Source organism: Pseudomonas orientalis, from assembly GCF_002934065.1.
GTDB lineage: Bacteria > Pseudomonadota > Gammaproteobacteria > Pseudomonadales > Pseudomonadaceae > Aquipseudomonas > Aquipseudomonas orientalis_A.
In genome coordinates this window covers 2,942,213-2,960,896 of sequence record NZ_CP018049.1, presented here as the reverse complement: position 1 = coordinate 2,960,896, position 18,684 = coordinate 2,942,213, and the positions used below count along the sequence as shown (strand labels likewise).

Annotated in this window: 13 protein-coding genes; 10 read left to right on the top strand and 3 right to left on the bottom strand. The window is 58.2% G+C overall.

Annotated features, from left to right (window positions below; genetic code table 11):
- Nucleotides 1-39 precede the first annotated feature (39 nt).
- The 5 genes from BOP93_RS13075 to BOP93_RS13055 all read left to right on the top strand — a co-directional run bounded on the left by BOP93_RS13075 (nt 40) and on the right by BOP93_RS13055 (nt 5,001).
- Nucleotides 40-2,259, top strand: coding sequence for a cytochrome P450 (locus tag BOP93_RS13075; RefSeq protein WP_104502961.1), 2,220 nt, complete (start codon nt 40-42; stop codon nt 2,257-2,259).
- Nucleotides 2,256-3,053, top strand: a complete 798-nt coding sequence (locus BOP93_RS13070; protein ID WP_104502960.1) for a class I SAM-dependent methyltransferase — start codon at nt 2,256-2,258, stop codon at nt 3,051-3,053. The genes BOP93_RS13075 and BOP93_RS13070 overlap by 4 nt, the downstream gene beginning before the upstream one ends.
- Nucleotides 3,054-3,092: 39 nt before the next feature.
- Nucleotides 3,093-3,635, top strand: a complete 543-nt coding sequence (gene idi, locus BOP93_RS13065; RefSeq protein ID WP_104502959.1) for an isopentenyl-diphosphate Delta-isomerase — start codon at nt 3,093-3,095, stop codon at nt 3,633-3,635.
- Nucleotides 3,636-3,758: 123 nt separating this feature from the next.
- Nucleotides 3,759-4,253, top strand: a complete 495-nt coding sequence (locus BOP93_RS13060) for a hypothetical protein (protein ID WP_104502958.1) — start codon at nt 3,759-3,761, stop codon at nt 4,251-4,253.
- 82 nt (nt 4,254-4,335) lie between these two features.
- Nucleotides 4,336-5,001 carry a DUF3313 domain-containing protein gene (locus BOP93_RS13055; RefSeq protein ID WP_104502957.1) on the top strand — a complete coding sequence of 222 codons (666 nt, stop codon included), beginning with the start codon at nt 4,336-4,338 and terminating at the stop codon, nt 4,999-5,001.
- 55 nt (nt 5,002-5,056) lie between these two features.
- Here the strand turns inward: BOP93_RS13055 and BOP93_RS13050 are convergent, their stop codons facing one another.
- Both BOP93_RS13050 and BOP93_RS13045 read right to left on the bottom strand, forming a co-directional pair.
- The gene (locus BOP93_RS13050) at nt 5,057-6,457 is read right to left on the bottom strand and encodes a DUF1254 domain-containing protein (protein WP_104502956.1); all 1,401 of its coding nucleotides are present in this window, start codon (nt 6,455-6,457) and stop codon (nt 5,057-5,059) included.
- A 110-nt stretch (nt 6,458-6,567) separates the two neighbouring features.
- Nucleotides 6,568-6,927 (bottom strand): response regulator, encoded by a 360-nt coding sequence (locus BOP93_RS13045; protein WP_104502955.1) that lies wholly within the window; start codon nt 6,925-6,927, stop codon nt 6,568-6,570.
- 237 nt (nt 6,928-7,164) lie between these two features.
- Between BOP93_RS13045 and BOP93_RS13040 the strand changes: the two genes are divergently transcribed.
- The 5 genes from BOP93_RS13040 to BOP93_RS13020 all read left to right on the top strand — a co-directional run bounded on the left by BOP93_RS13040 (nt 7,165) and on the right by BOP93_RS13020 (nt 13,732).
- Nucleotides 7,165-10,662 (top strand): response regulator, encoded by a 3,498-nt coding sequence (locus BOP93_RS13040; RefSeq protein WP_104502954.1) that lies wholly within the window; start codon nt 7,165-7,167, stop codon nt 10,660-10,662.
- Nucleotides 10,663-11,493, top strand: coding sequence for a CheR family methyltransferase (locus BOP93_RS13035; RefSeq protein ID WP_170827544.1), 831 nt, complete (start codon nt 10,663-10,665; stop codon nt 11,491-11,493).
- A complete protein-coding gene (locus tag BOP93_RS13030; RefSeq protein ID WP_104502953.1) occupies nt 11,490-12,089 on the top strand; it encodes a chemotaxis protein CheB in 600 nt (199 codons plus the stop codon). The genes BOP93_RS13035 and BOP93_RS13030 overlap by 4 nt, the downstream gene beginning before the upstream one ends.
- Nucleotides 12,083-13,276 carry a hybrid sensor histidine kinase/response regulator gene (locus BOP93_RS13025; RefSeq protein WP_104502952.1) on the top strand — a complete coding sequence of 398 codons (1,194 nt, stop codon included), beginning with the start codon at nt 12,083-12,085 and terminating at the stop codon, nt 13,274-13,276. Before BOP93_RS13030 ends, BOP93_RS13025 begins: the two co-directional genes overlap by 7 nt.
- A gap of 78 nt (nt 13,277-13,354) precedes the next feature.
- Nucleotides 13,355-13,732 carry a response regulator gene (locus tag BOP93_RS13020; protein ID WP_017528049.1) on the top strand — a complete coding sequence of 126 codons (378 nt, stop codon included), beginning with the start codon at nt 13,355-13,357 and terminating at the stop codon, nt 13,730-13,732.
- Between the two features lie 40 nt (nt 13,733-13,772).
- Here BOP93_RS13020 and BOP93_RS13015 read toward each other — a convergent pair whose 3' ends face one another.
- Nucleotides 13,773-18,584 (bottom strand): hypothetical protein, encoded by a 4,812-nt coding sequence (locus tag BOP93_RS13015; RefSeq protein ID WP_104502951.1) that lies wholly within the window; start codon nt 18,582-18,584, stop codon nt 13,773-13,775.
- Between the last annotated feature and the right edge of the window lie 100 nt (nt 18,585-18,684).

Here is an 18,684-nt window from a genome sequence, read left to right as displayed (position 1 = left end):
GTCCGACCTTATTGAACGTTCATCCAAGAGGAGCGCAGCATGACACCGCCACATCGCGAGGGGGACCCCGGCCCCAACCCGAGAGAACATCTACCGCCGCAGCTCTTCACCATCCCCGAGATTCAGTTTCCTTTCGCCGCACCGTCACCGCGCTGCGACAGCGAACGGTTGCGCGCCCATGCCCTCGCCTGGGCGCAGCGATACGGCTTGATCGGCCGCCGTGGTGCGCATCGTTTGAGCACTACTGCGCTGCTCGATCTGGGCGTGGCGCTATGCGGCGGGGCGCCCACGCACCGCGCCGAGATTCTGGTGTGCTGGTACCTGTGGGCGCTTACGCTGGATGACCGTATCGATGACGGCCCCTGGGCGGAAAACGGAGCGTTGGAGTGTTTCATCACTTCGGTGCAGGCCTTGACCGAGAGCGACGGTGAATCTGGCGAAAGCAGCCGATTCGAGGACCCGATGCTCGCGGTTCTGGTCGATGATCTCTGGCCGAAAACCCGGTGCTGGGGGGACGAGAGCTGGCGGGACAGACTTGTGCGACATCTGAGCGGGCATTTGCGCGCGCAGGCCACGCTGGTGCGCGTGCGGGAAAACGACACGGTGCTCACGCTGGCAGAATATCTGCCGTTGCGCCGGCATTCATTCGGCGCACTGTTCTTCTTTGACCTCATCGACGGTGCCGAGACGCTCGACCCATACAAGCCCGCCGCGCAGGCTCAAGCGTGGGACACCTTGCGCGAGCACGCTGCCGATCTGATTGCCTGGACAAACGATATCCATTCGATCGCCAAAGATGTGGTGTGTGGTGAGCGCTTTAACCTGGTGTCGATCCTCGCGGACACCACCGGCGTGGGTTGGCCCGCCGCGCTCGAATCCGCCCACCGGATGGTGAACACGGCCGTTGCGCAGTTCACTGCGGCCGCCGCCCAGTGTGCAAGTCACCCGCCAGGCGCGGCGACCGACCCGGACCGCCTGCGTCAGGTTGTGCGGGCGGCAGGCGACTGGCACTGCAGCGTCTCTCGCTATCATCTGCACGCCGCCGATTCCGGGACAACGAGCAATCGGCAGGTGGACCTGGAACTCACCCCTCCAACGCTGAAATCCCGGCAGTTCGAAATCGACCCCTACCCGTTGTATGAGCAATTGCGTACCAGGCTGCCGCTCGCTTACGACGAACCCACCGACGTGTGGCTGCTCAGCCGCCATGTGGATGTCAAGGCGGCCCTGACCCATCCGGGCGTCAGCAACAATAACTACAACTGGCAGATCGGGCCGCTGTTGGGTCACACCCTTGTCACCATGGACGGCTGCGAACACGCCCAGCACCGCGCGTTGCTCAGCCCTTCGTTTCGTGGCAAGGCCCTCGCTGCACTGGAAGCATCCGTCATTTCGGTCACCACGGACCTGCTGGCGCGCATGCATGGCCGATCTCAGGTTGACCTGGTTGCCGATTTCACCGCAGCGCTGCCGGTGCGGGTGATGGCGCATGCGCTGGGGCTCCCGGCTCAAACCCGCGAAGAGGTGGAGCGGCTCAAGCGCTGGTGTGCCATCGGCTTCGCCTACATGGGCAACTATCGACAGGACCCGGCACTGCTGACTGGCGGGTTGTCCAACCGAGACAGTTTCTATGACTTTATTCAGCCACACATCGACGCTCGCCGTGCCGAACCCGCAAACGATCTGATCTCCCAGCTCCTGGCGGCACGGATTGACGGTCAGCCGTTGTCGGAGACGTTCGTGCGCGCTTACTGCGCAATCCTGATGACGGCGGGCAGCGAAACCAGTCACGGTGCCCTGGCGAACCTGATTGTCAACCTGCTGAGCGAACCTGGCGTCAAAGCGGCGGTGATTGCCGATCCGCAACTGATGGATAATGCGCTCGCCGAAACCTTGCGCCGCAACCCGCCGTTGCAACTGGTACTGCGCGAGGCTCGTGAAACGCTGCAACTGCCCTCGGGAACGATCCCGGCCGGCGCGACGCTGGCCTGTCTGATTGGCTCGGCCAACCGTGATCCGGACCAGTTCAGTAACCCGGATACCTTTGACATGTCGCGCACCGAGCAGGCCACCAGTCATTTCGCCTTCGGCGCCGGGCGGCACTTCTGCCTGGGTTCCCTGCTGGCACGGATGGAGATCACCACCGGCGCCCGCATGCTGCTGCAAGCCTTCCCCAACGTGCGCTGGGCGCCGGGGTACACGCCTGTAGAGCGCGGCTTCCTCAATCGCTGCCCGGATCGACTGGAGGTCGTACTGTGACCACCACCGTCGATTCCGACAAGCCCGGCTACACCAGCAGCTACCTCGCGGACCAGCATGCTGGCCAGTTGGCACGGCTGCGCACCCTGGAGCGTGCGTTTGACCCGTTGAGCCAGGCGGTTTTCGATCAATTGGATCTACCGGACAATCCGGTCATCCTCGATCTCGGCGCCGGGGCCGGATCGCTTGCCGCCTGGCTGAGCCGGCGATATCCCGAAGCGAGCGTCACCGCCACGGACATCGACATCCGATTCCTCGCCGATATTCCCGGCATTCGGGTGCTTGCCCATAACGCCGCGACCGATGACTTCCCGGCGGCCTCCTTTGACGTGGTGCATGCCCGTGCGCTTCTGTGTCACCTCACCGAGCGCGAAGACCTGCTGGCGCGGGCCATCACCTGGCTGCGCCCGGGTGGCTGGCTGGTGATCGAGGACGTGAGCCTGGAACCGAGCCTGAAAACCGCCAACCCATTGTTTCGCAAATTGGCCCAAGCCGGGGTCACTCTCCTGGAGCAGTCCATAGGGTCCGACATGCTCTGGGCCACCCAGCTCCCGGCCCGGCTACGTGATCGGGGCCTGGCCAACGTGAGGCATCGCATGCTTGAAGGCTGTATCGGCGATAACAGTCCCGCCGATACCTTCTGGGCCGTAACCACCGCACAAGCCGGGCCTGCGTTGCTCAAGCTCGGGCTGCTCGAACAGGGCGACCTGGATGCCATGGCAACTCTACGTGCCGATCCCGCGTTCAGCGAGCCTGCCTTGACCTTCATCAGCGCGTGGGGGCAAGTCCTCTAACCTGGGGCGCCGCCTTCGCATACCACCAAGGAATATAGAATGGCCACTGAGGTCGTCTTAGTCGATGCGCAAGATATACAAGTGGGGGTGTACGACAAACGTGATGCCCATCTGGGAATGGGCCGGCTTCATCGTGCCTTTTCGGTGCATTTGATCGACAGTCAAGGGCGTCATCTGCTTCAGCGTCGTGCGGCAGGCAAAATGCTGTGGCCCGGTTTCTGGTCGAATGCCTGCTGCAGTCATCCGGCACCTGGCGAATCGATCCCGGATGCCGCGTCGCGCCGTTTGCGCGAAGAGTTGGGCGTCAGGGCTTGCTGCCGCGCGCTGTACAGTTTCGAGTATCACGCCAGCTTTGGTTCGATTGGCGCGGAGCACGAGTTATGCCATGTGCTGGTTGCCCGGTCTGACACGGTGGTTTCACCCGAGCCTGACGAAGTCAGCGACATCCAATGGCTGACCCGGGATGAAATATCAGCCTGGCTGGCTGATCCGCAGGCGCAATTGACCCCCTGGTTTCGGATGCAGTGGCATCGTCTTCTGGCGCAACATCCTTCGTTCGATACTCCCTCAGGCCCGAGGTGACCTGCCTGTAGCCGACAGCAGCCTCGTTGGCGAGCCGAGCACAATGACCTTTAGCCCGTACGCCTTGGCGCTGCATCTGCCATGATCGGGTTTCGCAACCTGGCTCACTCAAGGAAATCCGCAATGGACGATGTACAGCAACTGGGCGAGATGCTTCGTCGTTACGCCGAGAGCGAGGCGCATAAAAAGCAGCAATTCGATACACAGTCGGCGCGTTGGGCACACAAGCTTGGCGAGTTGTTCGAGCACATCGAACAGTGGCTGGAACCGGTCAAGAGCGCCGGTTTGCTGGAGGTGCGTCGTGAAGCCTATGTCGCCAGCGGGCCGAGCGTTCCAGTGGAAACATCGACCTTCAAAACCGAGAAGTTGAACGTGCTGATCACGGGTAAAAGCGTGGAGTTCGTGCCGGAGGTGATGGGGACGGACGGGTATATCCGCGTGGCGGTAATGGGCTTGACCGCGGCCCGGCACGGCAGCGTCTCGCTGGTACTGCCTGGGGATAAAAATGATTGGCTCTGGAAGAAAACCAATGGCCTCAAGGACCCGGATACCTTCGGCTTCGACGCCAATTTCCTGGCGGCGCAGTTGCAGAGCCTGATCCCCCGCGAACGCGGCTGAGGACCGTTCGCTGAAATAACCGGCCCCGTTGTGCCAGATTGGCTATACCTACAGCTCAATCTATCGACGGGGAGCTTCAATGATGAACCTAAGGTTAATGGTCAGCGCGCTGTGCATTGCCTCGATCGGCATGGCGGGTTGTGCCAGCAAGGTCACCCAACCGGACGAATATTCGGGCTTTCTGTCGGACTACAGCCGGCTCAAACAAGCCAAGTCGCCCTCCGGAGCCGAGGTGATGCGCTGGGTCGATCCCACATTGGACCTGAGTCGCTACAACTCGATGTACATCGAGCCCACGCAGTTCTATCCCAAGCCTCAAGCCACCCCCCGCATTCCTAACAGCACCTTGCGCGGCATCAGCGACTATTACAACCAGGCGCTCAAGCGTGAACTGGCCGGTTCACTGCCGCTGGCCAATGGCCCCGGCCCAGGCGTGATTGTGGTGCGCGCGGCGATTACGGCTGTCAGCAGCAAAACAGAAGGCCTCAAGCCTTATGAATTCATTCCTGTGGCGTTGGTCGCTGCGGCGGTGAGCACCGGCACCGGGATTCGTGACCAGGAAACCTCCCTGGGCACGGAGGCGCAGTTCCTCGATGGCGCCAGCGGCAAAGTGATTGCCCAAGTGGTGCGCAAAGGCACTGGAAAGCCGTTGGAGAACGACACTCAAGTGATGAAGGCTGACGATGTGAAAAGTGTTATCGATGGATGGGCGTCCGACCTGCATCAGTCTTATCTGAAGCTTAAATAGTACTGACGCGTATGGCGCGGCGGGCTGCATAGGTGAATCGCTGCCCGCCGTGCATTCACTTGAGCGGTGTCAGCGGCGGCAACTTCCATTGGCCACTGGTGACTTCGGGCTTGGGCAGGTAAATACGCAGCACTGCGAAGAACGGCCCGGTCGGGGCGGGCAGCCAGTTGCTCTGTTCGGCCTTCGGGGGCTCATGATGCTGCAGGGCCAGGGTCAGGCCACCGTCGGCGTCCAGCTTGAGACCGGGCAGCATGCGTGAGTTGATCAGGTAACGTTTCTTGTGGTTTGGCACCAGCAATTTGGTCTTGGCGTCGTACATTGTCAGCGACCAGAACGCATCGGCCGGCGGCAGTTGGTCCTTGGCAAAATGGACGGTGTAGCTGCGGCGTGCGCCGTTGGCCGGTTTGCCTTCGCTATCATCGAACCAGGTGAAGTAAGCGGCTTCGTCGGTGGAGTTGCCGAACATACCCAGGTTGGCGCCAGCATAACGGTAGAAGTAATTGTTTTTCAGGCGGTCACGGCTGCCGTACAACTCGCCGCTGGGGACTTGATGGGTATCGATCTTGTCTTTCTTGAAGGTGGCGAACTCAGCCTTGGCATCGGCAATCCCGTCTTCCAATGCTTTGCGCTGTTCGGCGCTCAGTTGGTTCAGCTTGAAAGGCGCGCCGGGGGCGATGCCGATGGTGGCGAAGCGTGCCAGCAGGTCTTTTTCACTGTCCTGGGGCGCGGCAAAAGCCAGCATGAAGTTCAGGTAGCGGAACAGCTGCGGGCTGTCGCTCATGTTCGCCATCGGCTTGGGCCACTCGATTTTCGGCGCGTTGGCCGGGGCCGCCTGCTTCACGTAGCTGCTCAGCGATTGCACTTTATAGCCGTTCTGGATTTGCTTGACCCTGCCCAGGTCTTTTTCATCGAACAGCTGTGTGCGATACAGGGCGTAGGCGATATTGCTCTCGCTGTAGACCACGCGGTCGATGTCGACCGGCTGCTGACCCTTCCAGTCAGGCCCCGCGATCATGTAGTGACCGCCGTTGTTGCCGGTGCTGCGCGTGCCCAGGTAGGCGATGTTCTGGGTATAGAGGTCGAGCAATTGCACCGAGTAGTAACGGTTGTCTTCGACCTTGGGCAGGGTCAGCACCAGGGGTTCCCTGCGCAGGTCCATCCAGACGAAGGAGTAGGGCGTGTCCGAGTTCGGGGTCGTGAACGCGGTGTCCTTGGGGGTGAAGACCTGCGCGGTGTTGCCGATGCGATTGAACGGCGCCTTAAAATTGGCCCCGCCTTTGTCCACAGCCTGGGTGTAGAGCGTCTTGTACATCTCCACCACGGGATAGCCGTACAAGTAGGCTTCCTTGGCAATGGCCCGGGCCTGGGCAGGAGTCGCCGTGAAGTCGGCCCAGGCGCCGCTGCTCAGGAGTATCGAAAGGCTCGCCAACACCAGGCGCGCAGGTTGTCCAATCATGTTGTAGCGTCCTTCCAGAGATCTTTTGACTGACGAGGAAATGCAGGCGCTGAGTTTCCTGTTTTCTTTGCCGCACGTCACGTTAAAACCTGCAAAAGAACGCGGGATGTTCAGGGCAACATCGATTTGACTTTATCGCGCAATTGGTCGATCGAGAACGGCTTGCCAATCACCTGCATACCGGCGGGCACATCGATGTTCTCGGCATAACCGCTGGCGAACAGGATGGGCAGGGTGGGGCGCAGTTCGCGCACTTGGGCTGCCAGTTGCTTGCCGTCCATGTCCGGCAAGCCGACATCCGTCATCATCAGGTCGATATGAGTGTCCTCGGCCTTGACGAATTCGAGCGCCTCTGCAGCATCGGCAGCCTCAAGCACCGTGAACTCCAACTCCTCAAGCACATCGACGATCAGCATGCGCACGATAGCGTCGTCTTCGACAACAAGGATGGTGGAGACAATTGCGGACATAGAAGGCTTTCCCAAAAAAAGACGAGTGTTTAACGCTGGCCAGTCTGACAGGCCTGTACTTGAGTAAGCGCGGGCTATCCACAAGTTCCCAGGGCGTTAAAACAATGCAGTACAAAAGACCAGGCAGAATAGCCTGTTCTGCTGTAGGAATCTGTACAAAAACGTCCCAGAAAAATGGTCTTGATCGTCACTTTGGGGCAAACTCCCGGTTTTTCCGCACTTGGCCAAGGCATGCCCATGAATCCCGCGTCGTCAGTTGATGAAAAGAGCTTCCGCAAACTCCTGAGCCGTAACGTGGCCCTGCCACTGGGTGTGGGTGTGCTCAGCGCGGTGTTTTTCGTGGTGCTGATCACCTACCTGCTGTCGGTGATTCGGTGGGTGGAGCACACCGATCGGGTGCTCAACAACCTCAATGAATCGTCCAAACTGACGGTCGACCTGGAAACCGGCATGCGCGGTTTCCTGATCACCGGCGACGAGCATTTTCTCGACCCCTATGAAGTGGCCAAGCCAAGGATCATTGCCGACCTGCGCAATTTGCAGGAACTGGTTGCCGACAATCCGCAGCAGGTCGACCGTCTCAAGCGCCTGGAAGCGCTGCAAGTGGAATGGAACAAGTACGCGCAGTCGATGATTGAATTGCAGCGCAGCAGCGGCGATTACCGTGGCGCGGTCAAGGCGGGCCGGGGCAAGCGCCTGACCGACGAGATTCGCAAGGAATATGACGACGCGGTAACGATGGAACAGCAGTTCCGTATTACCCGCAACGAAGAGGTCACGCGCACCACAGTGGTCAGCGTTACGCTGTACCTGGTGTTTGTGCTCGGGCTAAGCGGCGTTCTCGCGTATATCGGTCGGAAGAATTTACTCGAACTTTCAAACAGTTACAGCGCAAACCTCGCGTCGCAAAAGAAGATTGCCAAACACCTGGAGCAGCAGGCCTGGCTGCGCAATGGCCAAACCGAACTGGCCGAACAGGTGCTCGGCCAACTGACCTTGAACCTGCTGGGCCGCAACATCCTGCAGTTCTTCGCTCAATACATGGGCTCAGCCGTGGGGGCGTTGTATGTGCGCGAAGAGCACGGTGGCCTGCGGCGGGTCGCCACCTACGGCTTCTCCCGCGAACAGGCGCAGCTGGAACAGTCGATCTACAGCGACGAAGGCATCGTAGGGCAGGCCGCCCAGCTCGATCGCCTGATCCGCCTGGACGATGTACCGGTGGACTACTTCAAGGTCAGCTCGGGGCTGGGCGAGGGCACCACCCGCAGCGTACTGGTGGTGCCGACCAGCGACGACGACCGCGTCAACGGCGTGATCGAACTGGGCTTCCTGCGCCCGTTGGAAGAACGCGACGTCGAGCTGCTGGAGCTGATCGCCGACAATATCGGTACGTCCATCGAAGCCGCGCGTTATCGCCAGCGTTTGCAGGAAGTCCTCGCCGAGACCCAGCAGCTCAACGAAGAGCTGCAAGTGCAGCAGGAAGAACTCAAGACCGCCAACGAAGAGCTTGAGGAACAGTCACGCATCCTCAAGGAGTCCCAGGCGCACCTGGAAACCCAGCAGGCGGAGCTTGAGCAGACCAACGAGCAACTGGCCGAACAGACCCAGACCCTGGCCGAACAGCGCGACGCCATGGACCGCAAGAACGTCGAACTCAACCGGGTCCAGCTGGAACTGGAAGACCGTGCCGATGAGTTGCAACGCTCCAGCAAGTACAAGTCCGAATTCCTGGCCAACATGTCCCACGAGCTTCGCACGCCGCTTAACAGCTCACTGATCCTGGCCAAGTTGCTGGCCGAGAACCCCCAGGAAAACCTCAGTGCCGAACAGGTCAAGTTTGCCGAGTCGATCTATTCGGCCGGCAATGACCTGCTCAACCTGATCAACGACATTCTCGACATTTCCAAGGTAGAAGCCGGCAAGTTAGAAGTGCGTCCGGAAAATTCCAGCGTCGAGCGCCTGGTGGACGGCCTGCGCGGCATGTTCGAACCGCTGGCCAGGGACCGCAAGCTGGGCTTCCAGATCGATGTGCAGGCAGGTTCACCGACCCTGCTGTTCACCGACCGCCAGCGTCTGGAGCAGATCCTCAAGAATCTGCTGTCCAACGCCATCAAGTTCACTGAACAGGGCCAGGTCAGCCTGTCGGTATCCCGGGCGCCGGGGGAGGGCATCGCCTTTACCGTGCGCGACTCAGGCATAGGTATCGCCCAGGACCAACAGGAAAGCATCTTCGAAGCCTTCCGCCAGGCCGATGGCACCACCAATCGCCGTTACGGCGGCACCGGCCTGGGCCTGTCCATTTCCCGTGACCTGGCAACCTTGCTGGGTGGCTACATCAGCGTAACCAGCGAACCGGGCAAGGGCAGCATCTTCACGCTGGTTTTGCCGGAGCAGTATGTCGAACGCGGCGAAGATGCCGCGCCGATCGAAGCCCCACGCCAAGCCGTGGCGGTACCGGCGCCGATGCCCGTCAAGGTTGCGTCGCTGCCGGCGGCCGATGCCGAACCGATCCCGCGCTTTGCCGATGACCGCGACAAAGCGCCATTCACCACCCGCACCATCCTGGTGGTGGAAGATGAGCCGAATTTCGCGCGCATCCTCTTCGACCTGGCCCACGAACTGGGCTACAACTGCCTGGTCGCCCACGGTGCCGACGAAGGCTACAGCCTGGCCGAAGAATTCATCCCCGACGCGATCCTGCTGGACATGCGCCTGCCGGATCATTCCGGCTTGACGGTGCTGCAACGTCTGAAGGAGCACGCCAATACCCGGCACATTCCGGTGCATGTGATCTCCGTGGAAGACCGCGTCGAAGCCGCCATGCACATGGGCGCCATCGGTTACGCGGTCAAACCCACCACCCGTGAAGAGCTCAAGGACGTGTTCGCGCGCCTGGAAGCCAAGTTGACGCAAAAGGTCAAGCGGGTACTGCTGGTGGAGGACGACGACCTGCAACGTGACAGCATCGCCCGTCTGATCGGCGACGATGACATTGAAATCACCGATGTCGGCTACGCCCAGGCGGCGCTGGACCTGCTGCGCACCAACGTCTACGACTGCATGATCATCGACCTCAAGCTGCCGGACATGCTCGGTAACGAGCTGCTCAAGCGCATGGCCACCGAGGATATCTGCTCGTTCCCGCCGGTGATCGTGTATACCGGGCGCAACCTGACACGCGACGAAGAAGCCGAGCTGCGCAAGTATTCGCGCTCGATCATCATCAAGGGCGCGCGGTCCCCGGAGCGCCTGCTCGATGAGGTCACACTCTTTCTGCACAAAGTCGAATCCCAGCTGTCCCATGACCGCCAGAAGATGCTCAAGACCGCGCGCAGCCGTGACAAGGTGTTCGAAGGGCGCAAGATCCTGCTGGTGGACGACGATGTGCGCAATATCTTTGCCCTGACCAGTGCCCTGGAGCATAAAGGCGCCGTGGTGGTGATCGGGCGCAATGGCCGTGAAGCCATCGACAAGCTCAATGAGGTCGATGATATCGACCTGGTGCTGATGGACGTGATGATGCCGGAGATGGATGGCTACGAAGCGACCGCGCTGATCCGTCAGGACCCGCGCTGGAAAAAGCTGCCGATCATTGCCGTTACCGCCAAGGCCATGAAAGATGACCAGGAGCGTTGCCTGGCGGCAGGTTCCAACGATTACCTGGCCAAACCGATTGATCTGGACCGTCTGTTCTCGTTGATTCGCGTGTGGTTACCCAAGATGGAACGCATTTAAGTGGAGCGAAGTTTCTTGGACAAAAGCAGCGACATTGAGCTGCGCCTGTTGATCGAGGCGATTTACCTCAAGTACAGCTACGACTTTCGCGATTACTCCGGCGCGTCGGTCAAGCGGCGCGTGGCCCATGCCTTGCGCCAGTTCGACTGTGCGACCATTTCCGCGCTGCAGGAGCGCGTGCTGCACGACCCGGCGGCGTTCATGCAATTGCTGCAGTTCCTGACCATCCCGGTGAGCGAGATGTTTCGCGACCCGTCGCACTTTCTGGCGATTCGCCGGGAAGTCGTGCCGTTGCTCAAGACCTACCCGTCGATCAAGATCTGGATCGCCGGCTGCAGCACCGGCGAGGAGGTCTATTCAATGGCGATCCTGCTGCGCGAAGAAGGCTTGCTCGAGCGCACCATCATCTACGCCACCGACATCAACCCGGCCTCGCTGGACAAAGCCAAGCAGGGCATCTTCTCCCTGGAGAACGTGCGCGCCTACACCGCCAACTATCAGCAGGCCGGCGGCCAACGCTCATTTGCCGACTACTACACCGCAGCTTACGATAATGCGATCTTCGACAAGACCTTGCGCGAGAACGTCACGTTCGCCGACCACAGCCTGGCTACCGACAGTGTATTCTCAGAAACTCAATTAATTTCGTGCCGCAACGTACTGATTTACTTCAATAAAAACTTGCAAGACAGGGCGTTTGGGTTGTTTCATGAGTCGCTGTGTCATCGCGGCTTCTTGGTGTTGGGCAGCAAGGAAACCCTGGATTTTTCAGCCTACAGCAAGCAATTCGAACCCTTGGTCAAACAGGAACGGATCTACCGCAAATCATGAGCGATGCCGCCAGCCCCCCGATTCACGGGATTGAAGCCATCGTCGTCGGCGCTTCCGCCGGCGGCGTGGAGGCGTTGCTGAGTATTTTTGGCGCGTTGCCGGACACGTTCGGCCTGCCGATCATTGCGGTGCTGCACCTGCCGGATGAACGTCGCAGCCAGTTGGCCGAAGTCTTCGCGCGGCGCTTGCGCATTCCGGTCAAGGAGGCGCGGGACAAGGAGTCGATCGAGGCGGGCACCCTGTATTTCGCCGGTCCCGGCTATCATCTGTCGGTGGAACAGGACCGCAGCTTGTCGTTGAGTCAGGAGGACCGCGTGCACCATTCCCGGCCGGCCATCGATTTTCTCTTCACCTCGGCCGCCGATGCCTACGCAAGAGGCCTGCTCGCGATCCTGCTGACCGGCGCCAACCAGGACGGCGCGCGCGGGTTGGCTTATGTCAAGCAATCGGGCGGCACGACCGTTGTACAAGACCCCGTCGAGGCCCGGATTGCCGTGATGCCCCTGGCCGCGCTGGCGCTGCACACACCCGACCATATTCTTTCCTTGAGCCGCATTGGCTCATTGCTGGCTTCCCTGGAACCCTCCCCATGTTAAGTACTGTCCAGGCCAAACTGCTGATCGTCGACGATCTGCCGGAAAACCTGCTGGCCCTCGAAGCGCTGATCAAGCGCGAAGACCGCCAGGTATTCAAGGCATTGAGTGCCGACGAAGCATTGTCCCTGTTGCTGGAACATGAATTCGCCATGGCGATCCTCGACGTGCAGATGCCTGGCATGAACGGTTTCGAGCTGGCCGAACTGATGCGCGGCACCGAAAAGACCAAGAACATCCCGATTGTGTTTGTCAGTGCCGCCGGCCGCGAACTCAATTACGCCTTCAAGGGTTATGAAAGCGGCGCGGTGGACTTCCTGCACAAGCCGCTGGATATCCACGCGGTGAAAAGCAAGGTCAACGTATTCGTTGACCTGTACCGCCAGAGCAAGGCGATGAAGCTGCAGGTTGAAGCCCTGGAGCGCAGCCGCCGCGAGCAGGAGCTGCTGCTCACGCGCCTGCAGGCCACCCAGGCCGAGCTGGAGCAGGCAGTGCGCATGCGCGATGACTTCATGTCGATCGTCGCCCACGAAGTGCGTACGCCACTGAACGGGCTGATCCTGGAAACCCAGCTGCGCAAAATGCACCTGGCCCGGGACAACGCGGCGGCGTTCACCCTGGACAAGATGCACGCGATGGTCGACCGCGATGAACGCCAGATCAAGAGCCTGATCCGCCTGATCGAAGACATGCTCGATGTGTCGCGTATCCGCACCGGCAAACTGTCGATACGCCCGGCGCGCTTCGACCTGGCGCAACTGGTGCGCAACCTGGTGCATAACTTCGAGCCGCAGGTCGCCGCCGCCGAATCGTCGATGCAATTTCTGGCTGACGAGCCGGTCGAGGGTAATTGGGATGAGTTTCGCATCGAGCAGGTCGTCACCAACCTGCTGACCAATGCCTTGCGCTACGGCGCCAAGAGCCCGATCGAAGTGCGGGTGTATGCAGAACATGGCGAGGCCTGCGTGGAAGTGCGCGACCATGGCATCGGCATCAGCGAGGAGAACCAGAAGCGCATTTTCCAGCAATTCGAGCGGGTTTCCGTCAGCCATGCGGCTGCTGGCCTGGGCCTGGGGCTATTCATCTCCGAACAGATCGTCGCGGCCCATGGCGGCACCATCGAGGTTGAAAGCCAGATAGGCGAGGGCGCGTTGTTTCGGGTCTGTCTGCCACTGCAGGCAACGGCATGAAATCAATCGTCAGCTCGACGCAACCTCTACGTGACCCCATGGTCGTAACACCAGCTACCGACTGGACAAAGGCTTCCCATGAGTGAAGATGCACAAGATGTCGTACTGATCGTCGAAGACGACGAATCCATTATGTTTGTGCTGGGTGAATACCTGGCCGGCCTGGGTTATCGGGTATTGAAGGCGGTTAATGGCAAAGAGGCCTTTGAAATCCTCGCGACCAAGCCGCACCTGGACTTGATGGTCACGGATTACCGGCTGCCTGGCGGCATTTCCGGCGTGCAGATCGCTGAACCTGCGCTCAAGGTGAGGCCGGAATTGAAGGTGATCTTTATCAGTGGCTATCCGCAGGAAATCCTCGACTGCAACAGCCCGATTACGCGTAATGCACCGATTCTGGCCAAGCCGTTTGACCTGGATACGCTGCAGGAGCATATCCAGCGGTTATTGGCCTGATTTCGCCGCACCCTATGTCGTGTAATCAGGCTGCCACTTTCTATGCTTGTTTCGCGGCATAACCGGGATTGGAAATAAAGCTGCCAGATGAGTCGAATGCGCCAATAATGCGGTGGCCTGGAATATTGCTGCCGTAGTTGATCTCCCAGGGCTTTAAACTGACCGCCGTACTCGTCGGGTGTTCAACCGCGTGCCGGTTGGCGTATAAATGAAAGCCCTCCATATTGCGGCCATCCACAACATAGGTGTGGCCACCCTTATCCCCGCCATAATAATAAGCGCCGGCGCCACTGTTGTTGTAATACACCGAAGTTGAAATCCCGCGTCCGTCGGGGTCGAGAGCGTCATGCCCTCCGCCAAACCCGCCACGCGTACCGCTGACTTCCCGCACATCACTGATAGGCGTACGTAAAGTAAATCCGGTTTCAAATATTCCGGGTTCGGCATCTGCTGCGGCGACTTTGAATGGCGGGCGCATATCCCCACGAAAAACCAAGCCTGAATAGATATTTTTTTTATGTCCTCCCACATTGGTCAAGTTGACATGACTATTAACAATGGACTGCACGTCATCGGGCGTGGCCTGCGGTTTTATTTTGATCGGGTGACGCACAACATTGACCGGTGGTGCCAAATACCGGATCGGTTGTGTATTCGGATTGAGAAGGGGCGCCTCATAGAATGACTTGATATCCGAGCTCTTTACGTTAACTACGCGCTGCCAGGCATCATTATGGTCAAATACCTTAAACTCAAGATTATGCTGGTCAACGCTGTGGGTTTTATAGTTCTTGCCCAGTTGTTTATCAGTGAATACCCTGTGCAATGCTCCCTCCATGGCCTCGGCATTGGAGAATTTTGCAAGCCCATGATTGGGATCATAAAAATAGAAAGACTTACCGGAGGCATCGATTTTTACGCCTGCGGCCATGGCATGACCGGGAGAGTCGATCATGATGGACTTTGAAGTGGTCGCTTCACCCAAATTCGTGACCATGTTTCGATATGAACGCTGCTCAAAAGGCTGATTTGCCCGAAACAAGGTCGGCAGGTCGATTTTATTTTGCAGAGTGTTCAGACGTTGCATGAATTCTCTGGACTCGGGGGCCTTGGGAAAAGCGGCGGCGTCCATCATGTTTTGCAATAACTGAGCTTCCTTTCCTTCTGCAACGGCACTCGCCATAACGCGTGAAAGCGCGGCACTTTGCCCCTTGGATAGCTGGCCTGTCTGGCTAAGATAAACAACTTGCGGCATGGGCTGGAAAGTACCGAAGTGAGGGTCAACGCAATCAAAGAACCTGGCTGAGCCTTTTCGACCAAATTTAATAGCTATGTCGTCGTAGTGCTTAACCAGAACCCCGACTTGCTGGGCGGTGATATCGTCCCTGGCGGCAAGTTTCATCAGGTCTTCGAGAGTGGTTGAAGCCGTCAGCCCAGGGACATTTGATGGCAGACCAAACTTGTAGCCCTGTTCAAACGGAGTCGCGTCCATGGCGTCACGGTATTTGGCGACAGTACGTTTCCAGGTTGCGACAACAGCATTATCGATTTCCCTGACCGGATCGCTTGCTCGCGTCCAAGTATTTAATTGCTTGCCGTTCAAACGCATGGAAGGAATGAAATCAGTCAACGGAGGGCCGTAGGGTTGGCGGGTAACAGGATTGTACGCGTACCAATTATCGTTTTTGAAAACCGAAGGTCCTTCCATGAATTCATTGTTGTATTTGAACGTGCCGACTGCCGAAGCGTCGATGTTTTTCACTCCCTTGAACAAATCGCCGATGTCCGAGCCCTGGGTGAGCATTTTGTACTCGAAAACCAGGCCTCTTTTCAAATGGTTGGATACCTTGGATAACGCGCCGCCGATACCGTCCAGCGGGTTGAGTACACCAAGGGCCGCACGCCCGACAGTCTGTGCCGTCTTAACGCCTGCGGCAAATGTTGACGTGCCAGCTTTTAACGCTTTAATACCTTTACCAGCAGCCCCTAAACCGACCACTACGCTAAGCACATCCAATGCGAGGTCGACCAGCCCTTCAATGACATTCCCTTCTTGAAAATTTTTGATGGCAGAATAGAAAGGAACAAGGTTGAGGGTCAGGTTCGCAAAATTTTCGTAGAAGTGCTTCCTGCTTTCGAAGGTCGACAGCCCCTTGGCCTGCTCTTTATAACCGTAAGTATCTGCATTTTTCACCAACGCAGCGGCGATGTAGGCTGACCGTTCGCTGGCAAAACTAGTGGGAATGGCAGTCCTGAGTGGCTTTTCGTCAATGATGGACGATGCGAAGTCGCCCGCAGGTGTGAGGGTGGGAAATTCATGGTAAGTATAGCCAGCGCGCATATCCTGACGATCCTTCTTGAACCCTGGAACTGCCTCAGTCAAGTCATGCCGTTGAGTAATTTTGTTTTTCGCTAAGTCAACTTCGTATACCCGACGGTGTCCGTCGTTTACCACGCCCAACATGACCGCCTGATTGCTTGGAACCTGTGTTTTCTTGACCCCGCGAAAGTTATCCACGTTGATCTCGATATCCTTGAACACGTCAAGCTTACCGAACTCAATGTTCCTGCGATCCCAGAGGGGGAGCGTAGAAATGAGGTGCTTCACTTGTGCAGCAATGGCCGCCTCCATATTTTTTGCGTAATCGTCGAATACTTGATCGAACATAAGGTTGATCGGCGGTAAGGCATTGGTGCGGTGAATCAGGCTGGTGGGCAGTCGCGCATCCTTTGACGACCAACCTTCGACAAGATCTCTACTTGTGCCGCTTTGCAGGTAGAGATCTATCAGCGAGTGAAAACCCTTGTCATCTTTGGTGGAATAGAAACATTCAAGTTCGTAGTCAATATCGTCGCCATACTCTTTGCGCAAATTGTCCTTGGCCATCTCATGTCGCGAGGGCATCGGGGTTGAGAAGGTTGCCGATGCACCGCCGATCTCATTCATCATTTCTGAGAAGGCCAGGCGCACTGTATCCATCTGGGCTGTGGTGTATTGGTACTGGGCGTTGAAAGGAATCAGGCCCTGCGCGATGCCCCAGTCTTTCAACGCATTGGTTTGAGCTTGATATTCGATTGCCTGCTCCTCCAGGCTGTCGGGAGGCTGGGTCGCCAGGCTCATCACTTGGCCATAGCTCATCAAGGCAGTCGAACCGGGAGCCACGGCCTCTAACCGCGCTACAGCGACCTGCAGACTGACCCAGGAGTGGCAACTGGACGTGACGCGATCAGGGATATCTTTAACCAGATAAGCTGGCGCCCGCCGTGACAACAGAAGATGCGCTGCGGCTTCGGCACATTCACCGCTCGCTTTGCCCTGGATTTGCAAGTGAGCAGCTAACTTCTCGGTCATTTTGGAAATCGGCGCGCCGTAATACGCCGGTTTGTCCAGTTGGAAGCCCGCAATCGTATTGCGTGTACCTGTTCCGTCGACTACGGACTCTTTGTCGAGCGAAGCGTGAAGCGCGGCAAGTAACCAGTCGGCGTTCGAGTCGGGCGTCGGGACCGCCCCGAATTCCCTTTGCAGGTCCTCGCTGATCGCCTTGCCCGAGCGTGAAGATACGATTTCTTCGAGCATTCTGCGGGGGTGCGAAAGAGCCGTTTTGTCCCAGTTTTGGTTGCGCGTCAGTATTTTAAACACCCCGTGCTCCTCGACGCCCGGCAATGTTTGCAGAGGATGGAAATAAAGCTTTGCCTGATCCTGATGGCTGAGCGGAACTGGCCAGGATAGTGCGCCGCTGAAATTACCGTTTGGAGGGCCGGCTGGTATCGCGGCAGTCACGTTTATACCAAGCTCTTTAAATTCTTCAAAACTGGCAGGTACTGGCCAGCCGTTGTCCACGATAAAGCGCATCAGACTGACTTTTTCGCCGGACGCCAGACCGTTTTCCTGCCGATAGGAAGATTTGGAGTCGATCGGCATCATGGTTTCCCTTAGGGTTCGCTCTACGAGGCCCTTGATACGCTTTTTGTGTTGCGTCGGGTTTCGGTAATTGCGGTGGGACTTCGGTAACCGGGTGTCACGTTCCGCGCGAGCGTTGTCGTCCTCAATGTTTTCTAAGAATCTTCCATCAGGCGCGTTACGAAACACATATAAATTATTGATATCCGCCGCTTGTTTCTGACTCTCCAAGACGTCGTCTGCATTGAGTCGACTGTGTACCGTCTCGCTGAAAGCAATACTTTGCCTCAGCTGGGAGGCACGCTCGACGGCGCTCTCTTTGGTGGAAGGGATGGTTTCTCCATAAAAACTGGCCACTTGAGATAAGAAGACGGATCTTCCGTTATCCATATCGACGTAGAAAGAACCATTTGCCAACCGCTCAGTGGCTTGCATGATGAGGGGCCATGACAAAGGCAACGTATGAAAATTCTTTAGCGTGGACTCCCCGAAATATTTCGTCGAAGGCTCAGGCGTCACCAGCCTGTGCAGGCTGGCCGCGACGCCACCTGACGCGGGCGGTGCGGGCTTGACGCTCAGGGCTGCGTAACCGGGCTTGCCTGCTCGCGGTGGGAATAGCTTGACGGGCTTGGACAAATCGACATTTTGCGATTTCGCCCAGCGAGTGAAGTCTGGGCCATCGAGAAGCGCTTTGAGTTGTTGACGATATTGACCATATGTCGACTGCGACGGTATTGGGCCAATGACTTCGTGCCCTGGATTTTGCTGACCTCGCTGCGCACTTTGCATTAACGCGTTTGCATATAAAAGAGCAAGTTCATGGTCACCCTGTGCTTGCGCCGACCGATCGCTCGGCGCCATCTGGGTGGGGGAAGGTGTGTCGACGGGTTGGTCTTCGCGTAAAGAACTGGAGACGAAATTCGGGTTAGTGCGATTTACAGTCAGCGTCATGAAGAGCCTCACTCGGGATGCCAGAGAATAGCCAGGCCCTTTTTCCAGGGTATGCGTAGTATCTTGGTGTCCTGAACGTCAGCTCGATTCCAACTTTTCC

Bases quoted from the DNA above. Each gene is read 5' to 3' on its own strand.
- BOP93_RS13075 (WP_104502961.1), top strand. From the start codon at position 40: ATGACACCGCCACATCGCGAGGGGGACCCCGGCCCCAACCCGAGAGAA.
- idi (WP_104502959.1), top strand. From the start codon at position 3,093: ATGGCCACTGAGGTCGTCTTAGTCGATGCGCAAGATATACAAGTGGGG.
- BOP93_RS13060 (WP_104502958.1), top strand. From the start codon at position 3,759: ATGGACGATGTACAGCAACTGGGCGAGATGCTTCGTCGTTACGCCGAG.
- BOP93_RS13055 (WP_104502957.1), top strand. From the start codon at position 4,336: ATGAACCTAAGGTTAATGGTCAGCGCGCTGTGCATTGCCTCGATCGGC.
- BOP93_RS13050 (WP_104502956.1), bottom strand. From the start codon at position 6,457: ATGATTGGACAACCTGCGCGCCTGGTGTTGGCGAGCCTTTCGATACTC.
- BOP93_RS13045 (WP_104502955.1), bottom strand. From the start codon at position 6,927: ATGTCCGCAATTGTCTCCACCATCCTTGTTGTCGAAGACGACGCTATC.
- BOP93_RS13040 (WP_104502954.1), top strand. From the start codon at position 7,165: ATGAATCCCGCGTCGTCAGTTGATGAAAAGAGCTTCCGCAAACTCCTG.
- BOP93_RS13030 (WP_104502953.1), top strand. From the start codon at position 11,490: ATGAGCGATGCCGCCAGCCCCCCGATTCACGGGATTGAAGCCATCGTC.
- BOP93_RS13025 (WP_104502952.1), top strand. From the start codon at position 12,083: ATGTTAAGTACTGTCCAGGCCAAACTGCTGATCGTCGACGATCTGCCG.
- BOP93_RS13020 (WP_017528049.1), top strand. From the start codon at position 13,355: ATGAGTGAAGATGCACAAGATGTCGTACTGATCGTCGAAGACGACGAA.
- BOP93_RS13015 (WP_104502951.1), bottom strand. From the start codon at position 18,584: ATGACGCTGACTGTAAATCGCACTAACCCGAATTTCGTCTCCAGTTCT.